Origin of the sequence: Extibacter sp. GGCC_0201, assembly GCF_017566055.1 — a bacterium.
In the GTDB taxonomy this organism is placed as follows: Bacteria; Bacillota; Clostridia; order Lachnospirales; family Lachnospiraceae; genus Extibacter.
Map to the genome: position 1 here is coordinate 45,783 of NZ_JABFCH010000013.1, position 19,095 is coordinate 64,877.

Annotated in this window: 18 protein-coding genes; all 18 read left to right on the plus strand. The window is 48.6% G+C overall.

Features of this window, described 5'->3' with window-relative positions:
- The first annotated feature begins 172 nt into the window (after positions 1 to 172).
- The 18 genes from HJV72_RS10265 to HJV72_RS10350 all read left to right on the plus strand — a co-directional run bounded on the left by HJV72_RS10265 (position 173) and on the right by HJV72_RS10350 (position 19,084).
- Positions 173 to 754, plus strand: coding sequence for a hypothetical protein (locus tag HJV72_RS10265; protein WP_208070762.1), 582 nt, complete (start codon positions 173 to 175; stop codon positions 752 to 754).
- 58 nt (positions 755 to 812) lie between these two features.
- Positions 813 to 1,607: an energy-coupling factor transporter transmembrane component T family protein gene (locus HJV72_RS10270; protein WP_208070763.1), complete on the plus strand. Its 795-nt coding sequence runs from the start codon at positions 813 to 815 to the stop codon at positions 1,605 to 1,607.
- Complete coding sequence (locus HJV72_RS10275; RefSeq protein ID WP_208070764.1) at positions 1,595 to 2,455, plus strand: energy-coupling factor ABC transporter ATP-binding protein; 861 nt, start codon at positions 1,595 to 1,597, stop codon at positions 2,453 to 2,455. The genes HJV72_RS10270 and HJV72_RS10275 overlap by 13 nt, the downstream gene beginning before the upstream one ends.
- Positions 2,442 to 3,254, plus strand: coding sequence for an energy-coupling factor ABC transporter ATP-binding protein (locus HJV72_RS10280; protein ID WP_208070765.1), 813 nt, complete (start codon positions 2,442 to 2,444; stop codon positions 3,252 to 3,254). Before HJV72_RS10275 ends, HJV72_RS10280 begins: the two co-directional genes overlap by 14 nt.
- Complete coding sequence (locus HJV72_RS10285; RefSeq protein WP_208070766.1) at positions 3,251 to 3,904, plus strand: GDSL-type esterase/lipase family protein; 654 nt, start codon at positions 3,251 to 3,253, stop codon at positions 3,902 to 3,904. The genes HJV72_RS10280 and HJV72_RS10285 overlap by 4 nt, the downstream gene beginning before the upstream one ends.
- Positions 3,867 to 5,144, plus strand: a complete 1,278-nt coding sequence (locus HJV72_RS10290; RefSeq protein ID WP_208070767.1) for a M20 family metallopeptidase — start codon at positions 3,867 to 3,869, stop codon at positions 5,142 to 5,144. Before HJV72_RS10285 ends, HJV72_RS10290 begins: the two co-directional genes overlap by 38 nt.
- Before the next feature lie 13 nt (positions 5,145 to 5,157).
- Positions 5,158 to 6,438: an amidohydrolase family protein gene (locus tag HJV72_RS10295; RefSeq protein WP_208070769.1), complete on the plus strand. Its 1,281-nt coding sequence runs from the start codon at positions 5,158 to 5,160 to the stop codon at positions 6,436 to 6,438.
- 14 nt (positions 6,439 to 6,452) lie between these two features.
- A complete protein-coding gene (locus HJV72_RS10300; RefSeq protein ID WP_208070828.1) occupies positions 6,453 to 7,199 on the plus strand; it encodes a glutamine amidotransferase in 747 nt (248 codons plus the stop codon).
- Between the two features lie 55 nt (positions 7,200 to 7,254).
- Positions 7,255 to 8,382 (plus strand): M20 family metallopeptidase, encoded by a 1,128-nt coding sequence (locus HJV72_RS10305; protein ID WP_208070771.1) that lies wholly within the window; start codon positions 7,255 to 7,257, stop codon positions 8,380 to 8,382.
- A gap of 105 nt (positions 8,383 to 8,487) precedes the next feature.
- Positions 8,488 to 9,552 carry a LacI family DNA-binding transcriptional regulator gene (locus HJV72_RS10310; protein WP_208070772.1) on the plus strand — a complete coding sequence of 355 codons (1,065 nt, stop codon included), beginning with the start codon at positions 8,488 to 8,490 and terminating at the stop codon, positions 9,550 to 9,552.
- A 128-nt stretch (positions 9,553 to 9,680) separates the two neighbouring features.
- Complete coding sequence (gene rpsL / locus HJV72_RS10315) at positions 9,681 to 10,100, plus strand: 30S ribosomal protein S12 (RefSeq protein WP_049728728.1); 420 nt, start codon at positions 9,681 to 9,683, stop codon at positions 10,098 to 10,100.
- A 162-nt stretch (positions 10,101 to 10,262) separates the two neighbouring features.
- Positions 10,263 to 10,733, plus strand: coding sequence for a 30S ribosomal protein S7 (gene rpsG, locus HJV72_RS10320; protein ID WP_208070773.1), 471 nt, complete (start codon positions 10,263 to 10,265; stop codon positions 10,731 to 10,733).
- A gap of 9 nt (positions 10,734 to 10,742) precedes the next feature.
- Positions 10,743 to 12,860, plus strand: a complete 2,118-nt coding sequence (fusA, locus tag HJV72_RS10325) for an elongation factor G (RefSeq protein WP_049728730.1) — start codon at positions 10,743 to 10,745, stop codon at positions 12,858 to 12,860.
- A 136-nt stretch (positions 12,861 to 12,996) separates the two neighbouring features.
- On the plus strand, positions 12,997 to 14,190 hold the full coding sequence (tuf, locus tag HJV72_RS10330) for an elongation factor Tu (protein ID WP_006443176.1): 1,194 nt from the start codon (positions 12,997 to 12,999) through the stop codon (positions 14,188 to 14,190).
- 149 nt (positions 14,191 to 14,339) lie between these two features.
- Positions 14,340 to 15,275, plus strand: coding sequence for a carbohydrate kinase family protein (locus tag HJV72_RS10335; RefSeq protein ID WP_208070774.1), 936 nt, complete (start codon positions 14,340 to 14,342; stop codon positions 15,273 to 15,275).
- A gap of 1 nt (position 15,276) precedes the next feature.
- On the plus strand, positions 15,277 to 16,536 hold the full coding sequence (gene uraA, locus HJV72_RS10340; protein WP_208070775.1) for a uracil permease: 1,260 nt from the start codon (positions 15,277 to 15,279) through the stop codon (positions 16,534 to 16,536).
- A 207-nt stretch (positions 16,537 to 16,743) separates the two neighbouring features.
- The gene (locus tag HJV72_RS10345; protein ID WP_208070776.1) at positions 16,744 to 17,277 is read left to right on the plus strand and encodes a hypothetical protein; all 534 of its coding nucleotides are present in this window, start codon (positions 16,744 to 16,746) and stop codon (positions 17,275 to 17,277) included.
- Positions 17,278 to 17,347: 70 nt separating this feature from the next.
- The gene (locus tag HJV72_RS10350) at positions 17,348 to 19,084 is read left to right on the plus strand and encodes a carbon starvation CstA family protein (RefSeq protein ID WP_208070777.1); all 1,737 of its coding nucleotides are present in this window, start codon (positions 17,348 to 17,350) and stop codon (positions 19,082 to 19,084) included.
- Positions 19,085 to 19,095: the final 11 nt, after the last annotated feature.

The following is a 19,095-nucleotide window of genomic DNA, read 5'->3' on the forward strand; positions in this document are numbered from 1 at the left end:
AAAAGTTTGAATTGTGACAATTAACAAAAATATACCATATAAATCGTCGAAATATGACGATTGACACTTGTGCATTTGTAAAGTATGATGTTGCTAAGACATTTGGTAAAACGGTTTACCGAACGTATTTACGCAACAATGAGAGAAAAGTCAATGTAAGAGGAGGAAAATCATGAAGAAATTTAACAAGTTAACTATTTTTTTGATTCCAATCGGTATTGCAGTTAACGTAGTGGGCGGACAGCTTGCGGTGCTGCTGAAGCTGCCTGTATTTCTAGACAGTATCGGAACATTCGTCGTCGGTGCACTATGTGGAGGCATCCCGGGAGCACTGGTGGGATTGGGCTGCGGATTGATCAATGCCATATCGCTGCCGACACTTCTGCCGTACACGATTATAGGCGTGCTGTTTGGGTTTCTCGGTTCATTTTTGGCAAAAAAGCAGATGTTCTCCAAGTTCTGGAAAGCGCCGGTCAATGGTGTGATCATAGCAATTATCAGTACATGTATCGCCGTACCGATTACAGCCATATTATATGGAGGATTTGTCGGAACAGGGGCCAGCGTAATTGTAACCACCCTCATGGCAGCGGGCTGGGATGTACTTCCGGCTACTTTTGCAAGTGAACTGTCATCAGAGCTGATTGATAAGATTATCTGCCTGATAATCATATTCTTTGTCTTAAAGGCTATGCCCGCCCGCTTTGTCGTAAAGCTTCCAAATGGAAAACATTTCATCAAAGAAGAGCAGTAATATATGGTTGCAGCCATAAGGCATATGGCTGCAATCTTTCCGAAAGGAGGAAGATTATATGGATTATGATTTTGCAAAACAGTATATGAATCCAAAAAGGACAGGTAACGTGATAAGAGACCTGAACCCTATGAGCAAGGTGAATCTGATGCTGGTACTGGGATTATCGCCGTTTATCGTCCAGAATTATTATTATGGCTTTGGAATGGTAATATTGTTTGTGCTGTTTTCGGCGGCAGCCGGCTGCTTTCGCTCTTTCTTTTCCTTATACTGGAAAGTGCTGCTTTTATTCGGTGTGTTCCTGTTTGTTGTAAAAGCGGCGTTTGCGCCGGGAGAGCATGTCTTGTTCCGGCTGTGGGGAATCTGCGTGACGACGGAAAGCATACAGTCAGGGCTTAATATCGTATCCCTTGTTCTGGCTTTCAGCGGCGCGTTTATATTGTTCGTCAAGACGACGCCTATGGATGAATTTACGTATGCCCTGGAAAAGAAGGGCGTATCACATATGGTATCATTCGTCATCTTGTCATCGTTTCAGACGATTACGGATTTAAAGCAGAACGCACAGGTGATTATGGAATCACAAAAAGCAAGGGGGATTGAGACAGAGGGGAATCTGCTGAAGCGGGCGAAGGCATACATACCGGTTATGGGACCGCTCGTGCTCAACGCGATATCCAGCACGGAAGAGAAATCGATTGCTATGGATGCCAGAGCTTTTTCAGCACCTGTTTCACACACATTTCTGTCGGAGCTTCCAGAGGTGTCCATAGGGGAGAAGGCTGTTGTTATCTTATTTGACCTTGCTTTTGTGGGATTGATAACAGGGAGGATAGTTTTATGGCTTATATAGAGTTGAACGAGGTCACTTATACATATCCGCTTATGAAGGAGCCGGCGCTTCAGAACATATCCTGTTCGCTGGAGCTCGGAAAGTTTTATGGGGTTATCGGTGAAAATGCCGGGGGAAAGACGACATTCTGCAATCTGCTGCGGGGACTGATTCCACATTTCTATAATGGTAAATTACTCGGAGATATGAAGATAAACGGGGAGGATATCCGAAAAATCGATGTAGATGTCCTGTCTACTAAGATGGGGTATATCTTTCAAAATCCATTTACGCAGATCAGTGGCGTCAGGAAGACGGTGTTTGAAGAGATAGCGCTGGGGCTTGAGAACCTGGGAGTCCCCAAAGCTCAGATGATAGAGAAGGTCATCGAGGTGGCGAAACTCCTGAAGATAGAAGAGCTGCTTTTGAACGACCCGAACCGGCTGTCCGGCGGGCAGAGGCAGAGAGTGGCTTTTGCATCAATCATAGCTATGGATTCGGATATATTTGTAATAGATGAACCCACTTCCCAGCTCGATCCGGAAGGGACAGAACGCATTTTCGAGATTATACACATGTTGAAGGAGCAGGGGAAGACGATTATTCTGGTGGAGCATAAGGTGGACCTTATTGCAGAATACGCAGACGAGGTATTGGTATTTCAGAAAGGCAGGCTGCTGAAAAAAGGGGATGCCAGGACCGTATTGAGCGACCTGGAACTTCTGGAGCATGGGACCATGCTGCCCCAGGCGATTATATTAGAGCGGGAATTAAGACTGAACGGCATTGTACTTCCTAAGGTGCCGGTTACCACGGAAGAATGCATAGACCTTTTGCAAAAGGGGGGCGTCAGATATGAACCAAATTGAGTTTAGAAATGCCAGTTTCCAGTATCCGAATGGATTTTTAGCGAATGACGATTTGAACCTTATCGTGAAGAGGGGAGAAAGAGTTGCGATAGTGGGACAGAATGGCGCGGGCAAGACGACTGCCGTGAAAATGATGAATGGGCTGCATAAGCCATGCAAGGGAGACGTACTGGTAGAAGGAAGGAATACGAAAGAGTATACGACTGCCCAGATAGCGCGGCAGGTGGGATACGTATTCCAGAATCCAGATGACCAGATATTTAACCAGACCGTATATGCAGAGATAGCGTACATGCCTAAATACTATAAGATGGCTGAAAAGGAAGTGGAAAAGAGGGTAAAAGAGGTTGCCCAATTACTGGAGATAGAGACTTACTTAAAGATGAACCCTTTTGAAATCCCATATGTGACCAGAAAGTTTGTAACGATTGCAGCAATCCTGGCAACAAAGCCTCAGTACATTATTCTGGACGAACCTACCGCAGGCCAGGATCTGACGGGAATCAAGGTACTGACACGGGTGCTTGAGGAGCTGGAGAAGAAAGAAATCGGCGTAGTGACCATCACCCATGATATGGAATTTGCAGCCAATAACTTTGAGCGTGTTGTCGCTATGGCCAATAAAAAGATCATAAAAGACGGAAACGTCCGTGACATATTCAGCGACGATGACATATTACGGCAAAGCAAGATAAAACGCCCCGGAATCGGACAGATTGCAGACAGCATAGGGCTGGGAAAAGACATCTTGAACGCCCGGGAGTTTGTAGAACGTTATAAAGAAGTGATGGCGTCATGATGCAGGTGCTGTGCTATGGAGATTCGAATACATGGGGATACCGGCCCGAAACGGATGACAGGCTCATATGGGAAGAGCGTTATCCGGGTATCTTAAGCAAGAAGCTGGGCGCCGGATACCGGGTGACAGAGAATGGGCTGTGCGGCAGAACGACCTGTTTCGACAGCATAAGGGAGCCCTATGTAAACGGACTGGAAGAGGCGAACGTCTGCGCTTTGGTACATGCCCCCGTTGATATAGCGGTCATTATGCTCGGGACGAATGACTGCAAAGATGAATACGGTGCGGAAGTGGACGATATCGGACTAGGGATGGAAAAGGTGGCGGAAGCATTTGCACATGCCGGGGCGCACATCATACTTGCGGCCCCGCCGGTGCTGCGCGGCCTGAAGAAGAGCCCTTTCTACAGCGAATTCGGAAGAGGGGCAGAAGAAAAGAGCAGGGGGCTAGCCGCATGCTATCAGAGTCTGGCATCGAGGCGCGGATGGGAATTCCTGAATGTGGATACGATTGCAAGCGCGGGGAATTATGACAGAATCCATCTCGATAAAGAAGGGCACCGGAGGCTGGCAGAAGGGATATACCGGATGATTGCACGTAAGGAGGAACGTGATGAACAGAAGCATAGAAAAAGCATTAGAAGAGAATAAACAGAAGTATATAGATTATCTACTGAAACTTGTCTCCATCGATACGCATGATATCGGCCACGGCATCGAGGGCGGCCTGGAGGCAGAAGGGCAGGACTTTATGGCGGACCTGTTCCATGAGCTCGGTGCAGATGAAGTGGTAAAAGACCCGCTGAAAGAAGACAGTATCGTGAAGTGCAAAGAACAATACAGAGAAGGGAATACCGGACATAATTATGAGAACCGCTACAATGTATACGCAAGCTTTCCGGGGGAATCGAAGCGGTCGATTCTGTTTAACGGGCACATCGACCATATGCCTGCGGAGAACGAAGATAACTGGTGCATACCGCCTTTGAGTCCGGCAGTCATAGACAACAGAATTACCGGCCTTGGCGTGGCGGACATGAAGGCAGGGCTTATGGCGTCCGTAATGGCCACAGCGCTTCTGAAAGATGCAGGCATAAGCTTGCCCGTCACTGTAAAATATGCGTCTGTATGTGACGAAGAAGGCGGGGGGAACGGCTCTCTGTGTGCGGCAATGAGCGGTGTGAAAGCTGATGCGGTCGTGGTATGCGAGCCTACGAACTACGAGTTGATCGTGGCACATATGGGATGGGTATTCTTCCAGGTGGAGATAGAAGGGATAGCAGTCCATTCCGGCTTGAAGCTGGCAGGGGTGAATGCAATAGAAAAAGCTGGAAAACTGATGAATGCCATCAATGAATTGGAGCACCGCTGGCTGCTGGAATATAAGCACCCCCTTCTGCCGCCGCCGTCAAGCAACGTGGGTGTCATCTACGGCGGAGAGGCCGGCTCGACCATACCGGATTACTGCTGCTTTAAGACCTGTGTCCATTACCTCCCGAATCTGATGAGCCATGAGCAGGTAGTTGAGGAATATACCGGGGCCATTCTCAGATGCTGTGAAGGAGACGAATGGCTGAAAGACCATAAGCCTAAGATCAGCGTATACCAGACGGGCAATCCATTCGAGATGGAATTGGGGCATCCATTTGTCGGGGCATTTAAAGATGCATATAAGAAAGCCACCGGCACAGAAGTAAAACTGGCAGGTTCACCGGCAGGGTGCGACTCCAGGACATGGCACAATATCGTAGGATGTCCGACGCTGCAGTACGGGCCGGGATCACTGGAACAATGCCATGCGGTCAACGAATATGTCACGGTAGAGCAGTATCTTGACGCGATTAAAATATATGCGAATCTGATTCTTAAGTGGGCAGAATCTGCGGAATAAGGATGTGAGTTAATTGGGCAGGCATGGAACTTGTACAAGACATACAATACTGAAACATGGTCTTCTGATTGACCCTTCTAATGGAATAGAAGCGGTGAAGGACATTGTGATAGAAGATGACATGATACTTGAAGTGTGTGATACGGCAGCCGCAGAAAAAGGAGACTGTGTCATAGACTGTGCCGGCCTGGAGATATGGCCAGGATTGATAGATATGCACCTGCATGTAAGCGATCTCTTTGAAATCCATACGAATACGGCATATGGGGCTGCCGAGGACGGGGTTACGACAGCCCTTTCCCCGGGAGCAGGCAATACCTTCATGGCACCGGCTCTTTTAGGAGCAGAGATGGACAGAGGCCTGCCGCTCAACGTAGGAGTGTTTCTCGGCGCAGCTAATGTTCTCGGAACGAGATTGAATGAAGGGGAACTGGTTGAACTATTCAGAGGTACGCTGGGACAGGAAGAGAAGGAAAGGAAGCTGAGCCATAACAGCATCGTCAATCATACGGCACAATATGCGGTAGGAATCAAAGAACACATGGGGCACTTCCTGCTCCCGGACGAGAAGATCCTGCAGCTTTACACTCTTACCGACAAAGCCCACCTGATGTTTACCTCACACACACAAGACATCGACCACACACTGCACCTGTTCGATATGGCGAAAGGCAGGCACCTTCATCTGGGACATGCCAATGCGGCAGGATGCGGCACGCACGGAGAAGCTGTCTGGGCGATGAAGCAGGTGATTGGCTTATGCAGGCAGAAAGAGGTGAGTGGAGAGTTCGTGACGACAATGCTGCGCGAAGGCGGGGGATCAAGGGAAGGGCTGAAGATGACAGAACCGGCAAGGCAGATGGCACTGGAAGCTCTGGCAGAGCATATTGTTACGATTGCGGTGTCAGATGGCCAGAACCAGTCGACGATGAAGGGCTTCGGAGATACGAGGGATAATATTCCCTGTCTGCTGGAACTTGCAGAGCATAAAGTTCTGAGTAAAATGGACGCGGTTGCACTGATGACCTGCAATCCTGCGAAACTGCTGGCAAAGAGGACGAGAAACGAAGAGTGGAGAAGCCGGTACGGACATCTGGGCATGGGCGCTTACGCCAATATCACTGTCGTTGACCCGAAACGGAAGTACGCAGTATACGTGCTGACCAACGGAAAGCTCGTATCATTTGAAAAAAGGTATCTGCGCCTGGGAGGCAGAGCCGGATACTGGGTAAGCAAATTTCAGACAAAGAAAAGTATGGGAATCGGAGAATTGCCCATGTACGATATCATATAGAAAGGCGGTACATTATAATGAAGAAAGTATTATTAGCCGGAGAATCATGGATGAGCTACACGACCCATGTGAAAGGGTTTGACAGTTTTTATACATCCGTATATGAAACGGGGGAGAAGTGGCTGGTCGCGGCACTTAAAGAGGGCGGATATGAAGTGGATTTCCTTCCGAACCATATAGCGGCGGAGCAGTTTCCATTTACGGTGGAGGAGCTGGATGCGTATGACTGCGTAATCCTTTCCGATATCGGAGCAAATACTCTTCTGCTTCCGGCGGCTACGTTCACGAAGAGCGAGAAGAAGCCGAACCGGGCCAAGGTTATCAGAGACTATGTCATGGAAGGAGGTGCCCTGCTGATGATAGGCGGTTATCTCACCTTCTCCGGTGTGGATGCCAAAGGGAAATGGCATGACACTCCGGTCCAGGAGGTCCTTCCGGTGGAAGTGCTGACCGTAGATGACCGGATGGAGCACTGCGAAGGCGTGCGTCCGGTTACCGTAAAGGAGCATGAAGCGCTGAAAGGGATTCGGACAAAATGGCCCGAGATACTTGGCTACAATAAGACGATTGCCAGGCCGGAAGCTTTTGTGGCAGCTACGGTCGAAGGAGATCCATTTATCGCATTTGGTACATACGGAAAGGGGAGGAGCGCGGTATTTACAGGAGATTGTGCCCCCCATTGGGCTCCGCCGGAGTTCTGCGAATGGGAGGACTACAATCAGATCTGGCAGGGAATCGCGGGATGGCTGACGGATAGATAACAGGACGTCTGCTGCTGATGGCAGCAGGCGTTTTCGACATGAACAGGAGAAGCAGATGAAGTATGATGCAGAGACATTCTTAATGGAAGTATTGAAAATCCCTACGGTAAACGGTAAGGATAACGAAAAGGCGCTGGCGGTATTCCTCCGCGATTTCCTGAAGGACTGCGGAGTCAGCGCTGTGGTTCAGGACATCGACAGCAGACATGCGAACGTGGTGGGAGTCCTGGAAGGAAAATCGAAAGAAACAGTTATCTGGAACGGGCATCTGGACACGGTGCCCTACGGCAAGATAGGAGAGTGGAAGACGGATCCGTCTGTGCCGTCGAAGAAAAATGGCTGTATCTATGCCAGAGGTGCCAGCGATATGAAGAGCGGCCTGGCGGCTATGGCTTATGTCCTGGGCAGTATGAAGGAAAAAGGATATGTACCCTCCCGCACGATATATTTCTGTGGCACGTGTGATGAGGAAAAGAACGGCATGGGAGCGAAACATCTTCTGGAAGCGCAGACGCTTGGCGAACCTGCGCTGCTCCTTATCGGCGAACCGACGGGCCTGCAGCCCGGAACGGCTCAGAAAGGCTGCATATGGCTTCAGATGAAGCTGCACGGAAGAACAAGTCACGGCGCATACCCGGAACAGGGGATCAATGCGGTGGAGTATGGAATCCGCATATTCCAGGATTTGAAAAAGAAGCTTATAGAACATGGCCATGGCCTCCTCGGTTCCCCGACCTGCCAGATTACGAAGGCGGAAGGCGGCATAGTTCCCAATATGACGCCGGATGCAGCAGAGTTTATGCTTGATATCCGGGTGATTCCGGGCGTTACCACACAGATGGTCAGCGAGTGGCTTAAGAAGATTATCGAAGGCTATAGGCAGGAGACAGACGGAGAGCTGGACGTAGAAGTGCACATACGAAACGACAGGCAGGCCATCGAGATACCGGCGGACAGCCCGTGGCTCAAAAAGCTCCAGTGGGAGCTGAAGCTGGCCGGCCTGTCTAAAGAACCTATAGGAATCAACTATTTTACCGACGCCTCCATATTGGCAAAAGGAATACCGTCCACTCCGGTCCTCCTCTTCGGTCCCGGCCAGCCCGAAATGGCACACAAGCCAAACGAATACGTCGAAATAGAAAAATATCTGCAATATATAAAAATATTAAAACGATTCCTGTAACCCCAAAATGGCAAAAAATGGCATACTTATTGAACTACTAATGTTCAATAAGGTATACTGTACGTATAGATGCAGAAAAATAATAGTTTGGTGAGGGTGTGAACATTGAGAACGACAATTAAGGACATTGCAAATTACACGGGTTTTTCGGTCACGACGATATCCCTGGTCCTGAATAATAAAGCGGATAAGATTCCCAGGAGTACGAAAAATAAGATATTGGATGCCGTTGAAGAATTGAACTATCATCCGAACCAGCTTGCGGTAGGTCTGGTCAAGAAGCGCACGCAGACAATCGGCCTGATCATATCAGACGTCAGCAACGTGTTTTTCTCTACGCTGGCAAAAGGGGTGGAGGATTCCTGCCGCAGCCAGGGCTGGAACCTGATTCTATGTAATACCAACGATAAGCATGAGCGCGACATGTCCTACATACAAGTGCTTGCGAATAAAGGGGTGGACGGCATCTTATTCTGTATGGCCAGAGACAGTGACAAGAAAAAGACGAAGGAGAGCATCCAGCTGCTGAAGAAGCTGAAGATACCATTTGTCATGATAGACCGGTATCTGGAGGAGGCAGACTGCAGTTCGGTCATCGTAGACCATAAGCAGGGGGGATATGCGGCTGTGAAGTTTCTTCTGGAGCAGGGACATAGAAATATAGGATGTGTGACAGGACCAAGCGGTCTGGAAGACTCGATGGAACGACTGAAAGGATATAAGAAAGCTCTGGAAGAATATCACATCACCTTTCGGAATGAATTTATCTATGAAGGCAGTTACGACCGGGAAAGCGGCGCGGGTGCGGTGGACTTTTTCGAGGGCAGGGAGATAAGCGCAGTATTTGCATTCAATGACATGTCTGCCTATGGTGTCTATAACAGCTTGAAGAAAAGAGGGATATCTGTGCCGGGAGGCATGTCTTTGATCGGGTATGACGATATCTTTTTTTCGGAAATTCTGGATGTACCCCTGACGACGGTCAAACAGCCGATCTATGAGATGGGAGTGGAAAGCGTAAAGCAGCTCATCGACGAGGTGGAGAGCGGCGTAGGCGCAAGAAAATGTATCGTGTTCCAGCCTGCGCTCATTGTAAGAGAAAGCGTCGGATACGGACCGGCATACGATCCAGACGTCGAATCCTTCAAAGAAAACACGTTTTTTCGCTAAAATCCTTGACTTTTCCATTTAATCATAATAAAATATTCTAGCGTGCACAAAGATGCATTGTATTTTTGTGCGCCATTATGCATATAATGCAAATCGCAACTTATTTAAAATCGTAGGAGGTGAAAGGAATGCCAACATTTAACCAGTTAGTAAAGAAAGGTCGTCAGACATCTGTAAAGAAGTCTACAGCTCCGGCACTTCAGAAAGGATACAACTCCTTGAGGAAGAGAGCCACAGACGTATCTGCTCCTCAGAAGAGAGGCGTATGTACAGCTGTTAAGACTGCTACTCCAAAGAAGCCTAACTCAGCGCTCAGAAAAATCGCCAGAGTTCGTCTTTCTAACGGTATCGAAGTAACAAGCTACATCCCAGGTGAAGGACACAACCTTCAGGAGCATAGCGTTGTTCTTATCCGTGGAGGAAGAGTAAAGGACCTTCCAGGTACCAGATACCACATCGTCAGAGGTACGCTTGACACAGCAGGTGTTGCCAAGAGAAGACAGGCACGTTCTAAATACGGTGCCAAGAGACCAAAAGATTCTAAGTAGTAGCTAAAATCGTTATCACAAACAGAACTATGATCAAGTAAGTTGCGGGTTATATAGAAGGTGTCCCGCTGCACTACACAGTATCATCAGAAAGACACATGTGAGTACCGATGAATTAATCAGTGTATCTGATACACAATCATGTTTAAGGAGGGAAGGACCGTGGCACGTAAAGGACATACTCAAAAAAGAGACGTATTAGCGGATCCATTATACAACAACAAAGTGGTTACAAAGCTTGTCAACAATATCATGTTAGACGGCAAGAAAGGCGTAGCGCAGAAGATTGTATATGGTGCATTCGATAGAGTGGCGGCAAAGACGGACAAACCGGCTATCGAAGTATTTGAAGAAGCAATGAATAATATCATGCCAGTACTTGAGGTAAAGGCAAGACGTATCGGTGGTGCGACATACCAGGTACCGATAGAGGTAAGAGCCGAGAGAAGACAGGCACTTGCTCTTCGCTGGCTGACATCATATTCTCGTAAAAGAGGAGAGAAGACGATGCAGGAGCGACTGGCAAATGAGATTATGGATGCAGCCAACAACACTGGTGCATCTGTAAAGAAGAAAGAAGACATGCACAAGATGGCAGAGGCTAACAAAGCATTTGCCCACTATAGATTCTAGGAGGCAATAATGGCTGGAAGAGAATATCCATTAGACAGAACCAGAAACATCGGTATCATGGCTCATATTGATGCCGGTAAGACGACGCTGACAGAGCGTATCTTATACTATACCGGTGTAAACTACAAGATTGGTGATACTCATGAAGGTACTGCTACTATGGACTGGATGGAGCAGGAGCAGGAAAGAGGAATCACAATCACTTCAGCTGCTACGACATGTCACTGGACTCTGCAGGAGAACTGCCAGAGCAAACCAGGTGCCCTGGAACACCGTATCAATATCATTGATACGCCGGGACACGTTGACTTTACCGTAGAAGTTGAGCGTTCACTCCGTGTACTTGATGGAGCTGTAGGTGTATTCTGTGCAAAGGGCGGAGTTGAGCCTCAGTCAGAAAACGTATGGCGCCAGGCAGACACTTACAACGTACCGAGAATGGCATTCATCAATAAGATGGACATCTTAGGTGCGGATTTCTACAATGCAGTAGAACAGATCAAGACAAGACTTGGAAAGAACGCAATCTGTCTTCAGCTGCCAATCGGCAAAGAAGATGACTTCCAGGGAATCATCGATTTGATGGAGATGAAGGCCTACATCTATAATGATGAAAAGGGCGAAGACATCTCTATCACAGATATTCCGGAAGACATGGCAGATGACGCAGAATTATATCGTACAGAGCTCGTAGAGAAGATCTGCGAGTTAGATGATGACCTTATGATGGAATATCTGGAGGGAGAAGAACCTTCCATAGATTCCTTGAAAGCAGCGCTTAGAAAGGCTACATGCGAATGTCAGGCAATCCCAGTATGCTGTGGTACGGCGTACAGAAATAAAGGCGTACAGAAATTACTCGACGCGATACTTGAATATATGCCTGCTCCGACGGACATTCCGGCTATTGAAGGTGTGGATGCGGACGGAAAAGACGTTGTCAGACATTCTTCAGATGATGAGCCGTTTTCAGCTCTTGCATTTAAGATTATGACAGACCCGTTTGTCGGTAAGCTTGCATATTTCAGAGTTTATTCAGGTTCGATGAACTCAGGTTCTTATGTACTGAATGCGACAAAGGGCAAGAAAGAACGTGTTGGCCGTATCCTTCAGATGCATGCCAACAAAAGAGAAGAGCTTGATAAAGTATATGCAGGTGATATCGCGGCTGCTATCGGATTCAAGTTCACGACGACAGGTGATACGATTTGTGATGAGAAGCATCCTGTAATCCTGGAGTCCATGGAGTTCCCGGAACCGGTTATCGAGCTCGCTATCGAGCCGAAGACCAAGGCTTCCCAGGGCAAGCTTGGAGAATCTCTTGCAAAACTTGCAGAAGAAGACCCGACATTCCGTGCCCATACAGACCATGAGACAGGACAGACCATCATCGCAGGTATGGGTGAGCTCCACCTTGAAATCATCGTAGACAGACTTCTGCGAGAGTTTAAAGTAGAGGCTAACGTAGGCGCGCCTCAGGTTGCTTATAAAGAAGCATTTACAAAACCGGTTGATGTTGACAGCAAGTACGCGAAACAGTCAGGCGGCCGTGGACAGTACGGACACTGTAAGGTTAAGTTCGAGCCGATGGATGTCAACGGTGAGGAGACGTTCCTGTTTGAATCAAGCGTAGTCGGTGGTGCGATTCCGAAGGAATACATTCCGAAGATCGGAGAAGGTATCGAGGAGGCCATGAAGTCAGGTATTCTTGGAGGATTCCCGGTAGTCGGACTGAAAGCTAACGTATACGATGGTTCTTACCATGAAGTCGATTCAAATGAGATGGCATTCCACATTGCCGGTTCCTTGGCATTCAAGGATGCCATGAAGAAGGCTTCCCCTGTTCTGCTTGAGCCTATCATGAAGGTTGAAGTCACGATGCCGGAAGAATACATGGGTGATGTTATCGGCGATATCAATTCACGCCGTGGACGTGTGGAAGGTATGGATGACCTTGGCGGCGGCAAGATTGTACGCGCATTCGTCCCATTGTCCGAGATGTTCGGCTATTCAACGGACTTACGTTCCAGAACACAGGGACGTGGCAACTACTCCATGTTCTTCGAGAGCTACGAGCAGGTACCGAAATCTGTACAGGAAAAAGTGTTATCAACTAAAAATGACTAATAAGCTGTACAGGCGGTAAAAAAGTATGAAAAAGGCTTGAAAAACTGTACGATTTGAAATATAATCAGAGATAGCCGAGTAAACGTAAAGTAATAATAAATGCCTGGAAGGCGATATAATAAGGAGGATATTCAAAATGGCTAAAGCTAAATTTGAAAGAAACAAACCACATTGCAATATCGGTACTATCGGTCACGTTGACCATGGTAAGACAACTTTGACAGCTGCTATCACAAAGACTCTTTCTCAGAGAGTAGAAGGTAACGCTGCAGTAGATTTCGAGAACATCGACAAGGCTCCGGAAGAAAGAGAACGTGGGATCACAATCTCTACAGCTCACGTTGAGTACGAGACAGACAAACGTCACTACGCTCACGTTGACTGCCCGGGACATGCCGATTACGTTAAGAACATGATTACAGGAGCTGCTCAGATGGATGGTGCTATCCTTGTTGTAGCTGCTACGGACGGTGTTATGGCTCAGACAAGAGAGCATATCCTGCTTTCCCGTCAGGTAGGCGTTCCTTACATCGTAGTATTCATGAACAAATGTGACATGGTTGACGACGAAGAACTCCTTGAATTAGTAGAGATGGAAATCCGTGAACTGCTTGACGAATATGAATTCCCAGGCGATGACACACCAATCATCCAGGGTTCTGCTCTTAAGGCTCTTGAAGATCCTTCAGGAGAATGGGGCGACAAGATCATGGAGCTCATGGACGCAGTTGATTCTTATATTCCAGACCCACAGCGTGCAACAGACCAGCCATTCCTTATGCCTGTAGAGGACGTATTCTCTATCACAGGACGTGGAACAGTTGCTACAGGTAGAGTTGAGCGTGGTGTTCTTCATGTATCTGAGGAAGTTGAAATCGTCGGTATCCATGAAGAGACAAGAAAGACAGTCGTAACTGGTATCGAGATGTTCCGTAAGCTGCTTGACGAGGCTCAGGCTGGTGACAACATCGGTGCGCTTCTTCGTGGTGTTCAGAGAGATGAGATTGAAAGAGGACAGGTTCTTGTAAAACCAGGTTCTGTAACATGCCACAAGAAATTTACAGCACAGGTATACGTTCTTACAAAAGATGAAGGTGGACGTCATACTCCATTCTTCAACAACTATCGTCCACAGTTCTACTTCAGAACTACAGACGTTACAGGTGTCTGCAACCTGCCGGACGGCGTAGAGATGTGCATGCCTGGTGACAACGTTGAGATGACTATCGAACTGATTCATCCGGTAGCTATGGAGCAGGGCCTTCGTTTCGCTATCCGTGAAGGCGGACGTACAGTAGGATCAGGCCGTGTTGCTAAGATTATCGAGTAATCTGATCATATAAAGGCGTAAAGTATATAATTTGCCCGGGAAACTTTGGTTTTCCGGGCTTTTTATGACATAATGCAGGAAAGTTTTCCGGGAGGGATGATCTATGAGACGCTGGAAAAGGAAGATACTTGCAACGGAGGGGATAACGGATGGACGGTGAGATATTAATTATTGGAGCGGCGATTGTGGATGTGCTCGCGCGGCCGGTCGGCGCCGACATATTTAAGACCGGTTCCCTGCCTGCGGATGAGATACGCATGTCCACAGGTGGAGACGCGCTGAATGAGGCGACGGTGCTGGCCCGTCTTGGGAAACGTGTGAGGCTTGCCACAGTCATCGGGAAAGATATGGCCGGCAGGATGCTGGCGGAACACTGCGCGGCAGAAGGTATTATACTTGAAGACAGCTGCTTTTGTGATGACATGGACACAGGCATCAATATTGTGCTCGTGGAAGGCAACGGGGAGAGAAGCTTCCTCACCAATCCGTACGGAAGTCTGAGAAGGCTTTCGCTTTCTCATATCAAGATGCCGTTTTCTCCCGGTACGAAGATTCTTTGCTTCGCCAGCATCTTTGTCTCTCCGGAAATAGATACGGATGGCCTGTGCCAAATTTTTAAAACGGCAAAGGAACAGGGTATCACAGTCTGTGCAGACATGACAAAATGTAAAAACAAGGAGACGGCAGAAGACCTTGCTCCGGCCCTTGCTTACGTCGACTATCTGTTTGCCAATGCGGACGAAGCGGCTCTTATAACGGGCATGCGGCATCCGGAGGAGTCTGCCGCCTGTCTGATGAGGGCAGGGGCAGCAAATGTAATCGTCAAATGTGGAGGAGATGGATGTGTCGTGCGAAGCGCAGAAGACAGCTTCGCAGTACCGGCCGTGCCCGGGGTACGCTGCATTGATACGACGGGAGCGGGGGACAGCTTTGCCGCAGGATTTCTCAGTGCGCTTTCAGAGGGAAGAACATTAAAGGAGTGCGCAGAATATGCTAACAGGTGCGGCGCGCTCGCAGTCGCATCGGTTGGAGCGACGGAATGGAGCGAGAGTAAAATTAGAAAAGAACAGATGAGGAGGAAATGAAATGGAAGGTCGAAAGATTATTCAGGTAGAGGACAAGGTTCCTTTCCGGCTGCTCGTACCGCTTAGTATTCAGCACATGTTTGCCATGTTCGGGGCATCTGTGCTCGTTCCGTTTATCTTCGGAATCAACCCGGCAATCGTGTTGTTCATGAACGGCGTCGGTACACTATTGTTTATCGTCATTACAAAAGGAAAGGCGCCGGCTTATCTCGGCTCCAGCTTCGCATTCCTTGCGCCGGCGGGCATCGTGATAAGTGAGATGGGGTATCAGTACGCGCTTGGAGGATTTGTGGTAGTCGGTTTCTTCGGGTGCGTGCTTGCATTGATTATCTACAAGTTCGGTTCTGAATGGATAGATATCGTGCTGCCGCACGCTGCCATGGGTCCGGTAGTGGCCCTTATCGGCCTGGAGCTGGCTGGTTCGGCGGCAGGTAACGCAGGGCTTCTGGATGAGAAGATGGACAGCAGAAATATAATCGTATTTATGGTGACGCTCGGAGTGGCTGTATTCGGTAATATCGTGTTCCGCAAGTTCCTGTCCGTCATACCGATACTTATAGCAGTCATCGCGGGGTATGTGGCCGCGGTCTGCTGCGGAATGGTGGACTTTGGGCAGGTAGCTGCCGCATCATTGCTGGAGATGCCGAATTTCCAGACGCCCCGCTTCAGCATGGAGGCCATACTGATTATCCTGCCGGTACTGCTGGTCATAGCTTCTGAACATATTGGGCATCAGGTAGTGACGAGCAAGATTGTGGGAAGAGATCTGCTGAAGGATCCCGGCCTACACCGTTCCCTGCTTGGAGACAATCTATCCACCATGATATCCGGCATGATTGGCTCTGTCCCTACAACGACATACGGGGAGAACATCGGTGTCATGGCGGTTACGAAAGTATACAGCGTGCGCGTCATTGCAGGAGCAGCGGTACTCTCCATCATCTGTTCTTTTGTCGGCAAGCTGTCTATGCTCATCCAGACCATTCCGGGTCCGGTCATAGGGGGAATCTCCTTTCTGCTCTATGGCATGATCGGCGCGTCCGGTATCCGCATCCTGGTAGATTCCCAAGTGGATTACGGAAGGTCCAGGAATCTGACCTTGACATCTGTCGTATTCGTAACCGGCCTGTCCGGCATAGCGGTAAAGTTCGGAAATATACAGCTGACAGGGATGGTGCTGGCATGTATCGTCGGAATGATACTGAGTCTTATCTTCTATATCCTCGATAAGCTGAAATTGACCAATGACAGAGAGGAATGATGAGGGACACGGCAAATTGAATTGGGGACGGAGGTTTTTTAAAAAAACCCCGTCCCCAATTCAATTTGCGCAGTAACTTTGTGCTTATAAAGAAATATGGAGTGCGCTCTAAAAGTCTTGCATTTCCCAACAATTAATGATAAAATTTAAGAGTATTTTAAGAAATGCTTTACTGTGATACAGTAACAGCGAAGGAGAATTTCATATATGACAGGCGTAGAACTATTAGAAAAACTGCTTGCATCTTATGAGGCGAGCTATGACATAGAACGAACCTGCAGTATCAATGGGGATATATATGATGCACACGCGGCTTTCAGTGTGACCAGCGCCAAGTATGTCCTCGTCAAGAAGGCAGAACTGTGGCGGGCAGACTGCTTTGAGCACGTGTTTTTTCGTGTGGAGGACAGTCTTGGAGTGGACGACCTGGAGCATTTCAGATTACAGGTTGCCTCATACATAGAACCACAGCTTGTTAGAGGCGGTAAGAAATGGCCGGAAAAAAATCATATGTATACGTACATTACAGGCGTGTTCATATGTGAGAAGGGCATACCCGAGGAAGCGAAGCAGGCGGTGAAGCGTTTCAGCTTCGTGAAAAATTACAAATGGACAGTCCGCGGCTACAGCGAGGTCAGGATTCTCGTTTTTGACATGGAGAATAAAAAAGTCTTCGGCAACCGTTCGGCCAAGGAACTGGTGAAAGGCTATACTAAGGCCAAAGTAATAGGGCCTTTTTAGCAGCCAGCCGGAAAGCTGAAGGAATCCGGTCGGTATAAAGAACAAAAGAAGGAATGAGGAGGAAAACAAAATGAATGGTATTGTAGTATTGTTAGCGGGCATCGCGATTCTTATCATCGCCTATGTCACATACGGCAAATGGCTCGCCAAGCAGTGGGGCGTAGACCCGTCCAAGGAGACGCCTGCACATACGGAAGAGGACGGTGTGGATTATGTCCCTGCAAAGGCGCCTGTGCTGCTCGGACATCATTTTTCATCCATTGCAGGAGCCGGTCCGATCAACGGGCCTATCCAGGCGGCGGTATTCGGATGGGTGCCCGTATTATTATGGGTGCTGATTGGAGGAATCTTCTTCGGTGCGGTCCATGACTTCGGCGCGTTGTTTGCGTCCATCCGCCATAAAGGACAGTCCATGGGCGAGGTCATCGCGGACTCGATGGGAACAAAAGCAAAGAAGCTGTTTATCACGTTCTCTTATCTTACATTGATTCTCGTAGTCGCAGCCTTTGCCTCTATAGTTGCCAACACATTTATGGCGACATATACGGAGAGCGGGGCGGTGGACGTGGCCGCCAGTGCAGCCAATGCAAGAACTGCCATGATTTCCATACTGTTTATTGTGATTGCCATAGTATTCGGATTGCTCGTATACAGACGGAACGCGTCACTTGGCGTATCAACCATCATCGGCGTAGCAGCAATCGCTGTCTGCATGGCAATCGGGTTCAACTGGCATCCATTATACTTAAGCAACACGACCTGGATGATTATCGTAGGTATCTACATCACGGTAGCATCCGTGACACCTGTGTGGATTCTGCTGCAGCCAAGAGACTATCTGAGCTCTTTCCTGCTCTACTTCATGATGGCTGTGGCAGTCGTGGGAATCGTGGGCAGCGCGTTTACAGGCGGTGCGACTATGGATATTCCTGCATTCACAGGATTCAAAGACACGCTGGCACCGACCGGTGCATCGCTCGGCTATTTATTCCCGGCTCTGTTTGTGACGATTGCCTGTGGCGCTATATCAGGCTTCCATTCACTCGTTGGATCTGGAACGACGGCAAAACAGCTGAACAATGAAAGAGATGCCCGTCCAATCGCATACGGTGGTATGCTCATCGAGTGTGCGCTTGCGATTATTTCTCTCTGCGCGGTAGGCTACATCTGGGCGAACTATGCCTCAGGAGAGACGGTTACACCGACCGTAGTATTTGCAACCGGTATCTCTAAGATGGTAGGTTCCATCCCGGGACTGGCAGGAACAGAAGAAGTCGCTTACTCCATGCTTGTGCTTGCAGTGTCCGCATTCTGCCTGACATCACTTGATACCGCCACACGTCTGGCCCGCTATATGTTCCAGGAATTCTGGCTGAATCCGGGAGAGACGATTGCGGAGACGACAGGATATAAGAAAGTGCTTACGAATCCTATGGTAGCTACGATAATTACGGTAATACTCGGAGTCGGTCTCGGCCTTACAGGATACGCGAACGTGTGGCCTCTGTTCGGAGCGGCAAACCAGCTGCTTGCGGCACTGGGACTGCTCGGTGTGGCCACATGGCTTGGCAAGGCAGGGAAGAACAACAAGATGTTCTATATCCCGATGGCATTTATGCTCGTAGTCACAATCACGTCACTCTGCTTTACAATCAAGTCCAACGTAGCAGGCATCTCTTTGGGAGGCGAAGGCGTATCATGGTGCTACGTACGTACGATTATCGCGGTCCTGCTTGTAATTCTTGCAGTAGTGCTTGCGGTTGACGGCATCCGGACGCTGATGAAACAAGATAAAAAGACCGCTTGATATCAGGAGCA

Bases quoted from the DNA above. Each gene is read 5' to 3' on its own strand.
- rpsL (WP_049728728.1), top strand. From the start codon at position 9,681: ATGCCAACATTTAACCAGTTAGTAAAGAAAGGTCGTCAGACATCTGTA.
- HJV72_RS10265 (WP_208070762.1), top strand. From the start codon at position 173: ATGAAGAAATTTAACAAGTTAACTATTTTTTTGATTCCAATCGGTATT.
- HJV72_RS10305 (WP_208070771.1), top strand. From the start codon at position 7,255: ATGAAGTATGATGCAGAGACATTCTTAATGGAAGTATTGAAAATCCCT.
- HJV72_RS10350 (WP_208070777.1), top strand. From the start codon at position 17,348: ATGAATGGTATTGTAGTATTGTTAGCGGGCATCGCGATTCTTATCATC.
- HJV72_RS10335 (WP_208070774.1), top strand. From the start codon at position 14,340: ATGGACGGTGAGATATTAATTATTGGAGCGGCGATTGTGGATGTGCTC.
- HJV72_RS10345 (WP_208070776.1), top strand. From the start codon at position 16,744: ATGACAGGCGTAGAACTATTAGAAAAACTGCTTGCATCTTATGAGGCG.
- fusA (WP_049728730.1), top strand. From the start codon at position 10,743: ATGGCTGGAAGAGAATATCCATTAGACAGAACCAGAAACATCGGTATC.
- HJV72_RS10280 (WP_208070765.1), top strand. From the start codon at position 2,442: ATGAACCAAATTGAGTTTAGAAATGCCAGTTTCCAGTATCCGAATGGA.
- HJV72_RS10275 (WP_208070764.1), top strand. From the start codon at position 1,595: ATGGCTTATATAGAGTTGAACGAGGTCACTTATACATATCCGCTTATG.
- uraA (WP_208070775.1), top strand. From the start codon at position 15,277: ATGGAAGGTCGAAAGATTATTCAGGTAGAGGACAAGGTTCCTTTCCGG.
- HJV72_RS10270 (WP_208070763.1), top strand. From the start codon at position 813: ATGGATTATGATTTTGCAAAACAGTATATGAATCCAAAAAGGACAGGT.
- tuf (WP_006443176.1), top strand. From the start codon at position 12,997: ATGGCTAAAGCTAAATTTGAAAGAAACAAACCACATTGCAATATCGGT.
- HJV72_RS10285 (WP_208070766.1), top strand. From the start codon at position 3,251: ATGATGCAGGTGCTGTGCTATGGAGATTCGAATACATGGGGATACCGG.
- HJV72_RS10290 (WP_208070767.1), top strand. From the start codon at position 3,867: ATGAACAGAAGCATAGAAAAAGCATTAGAAGAGAATAAACAGAAGTAT.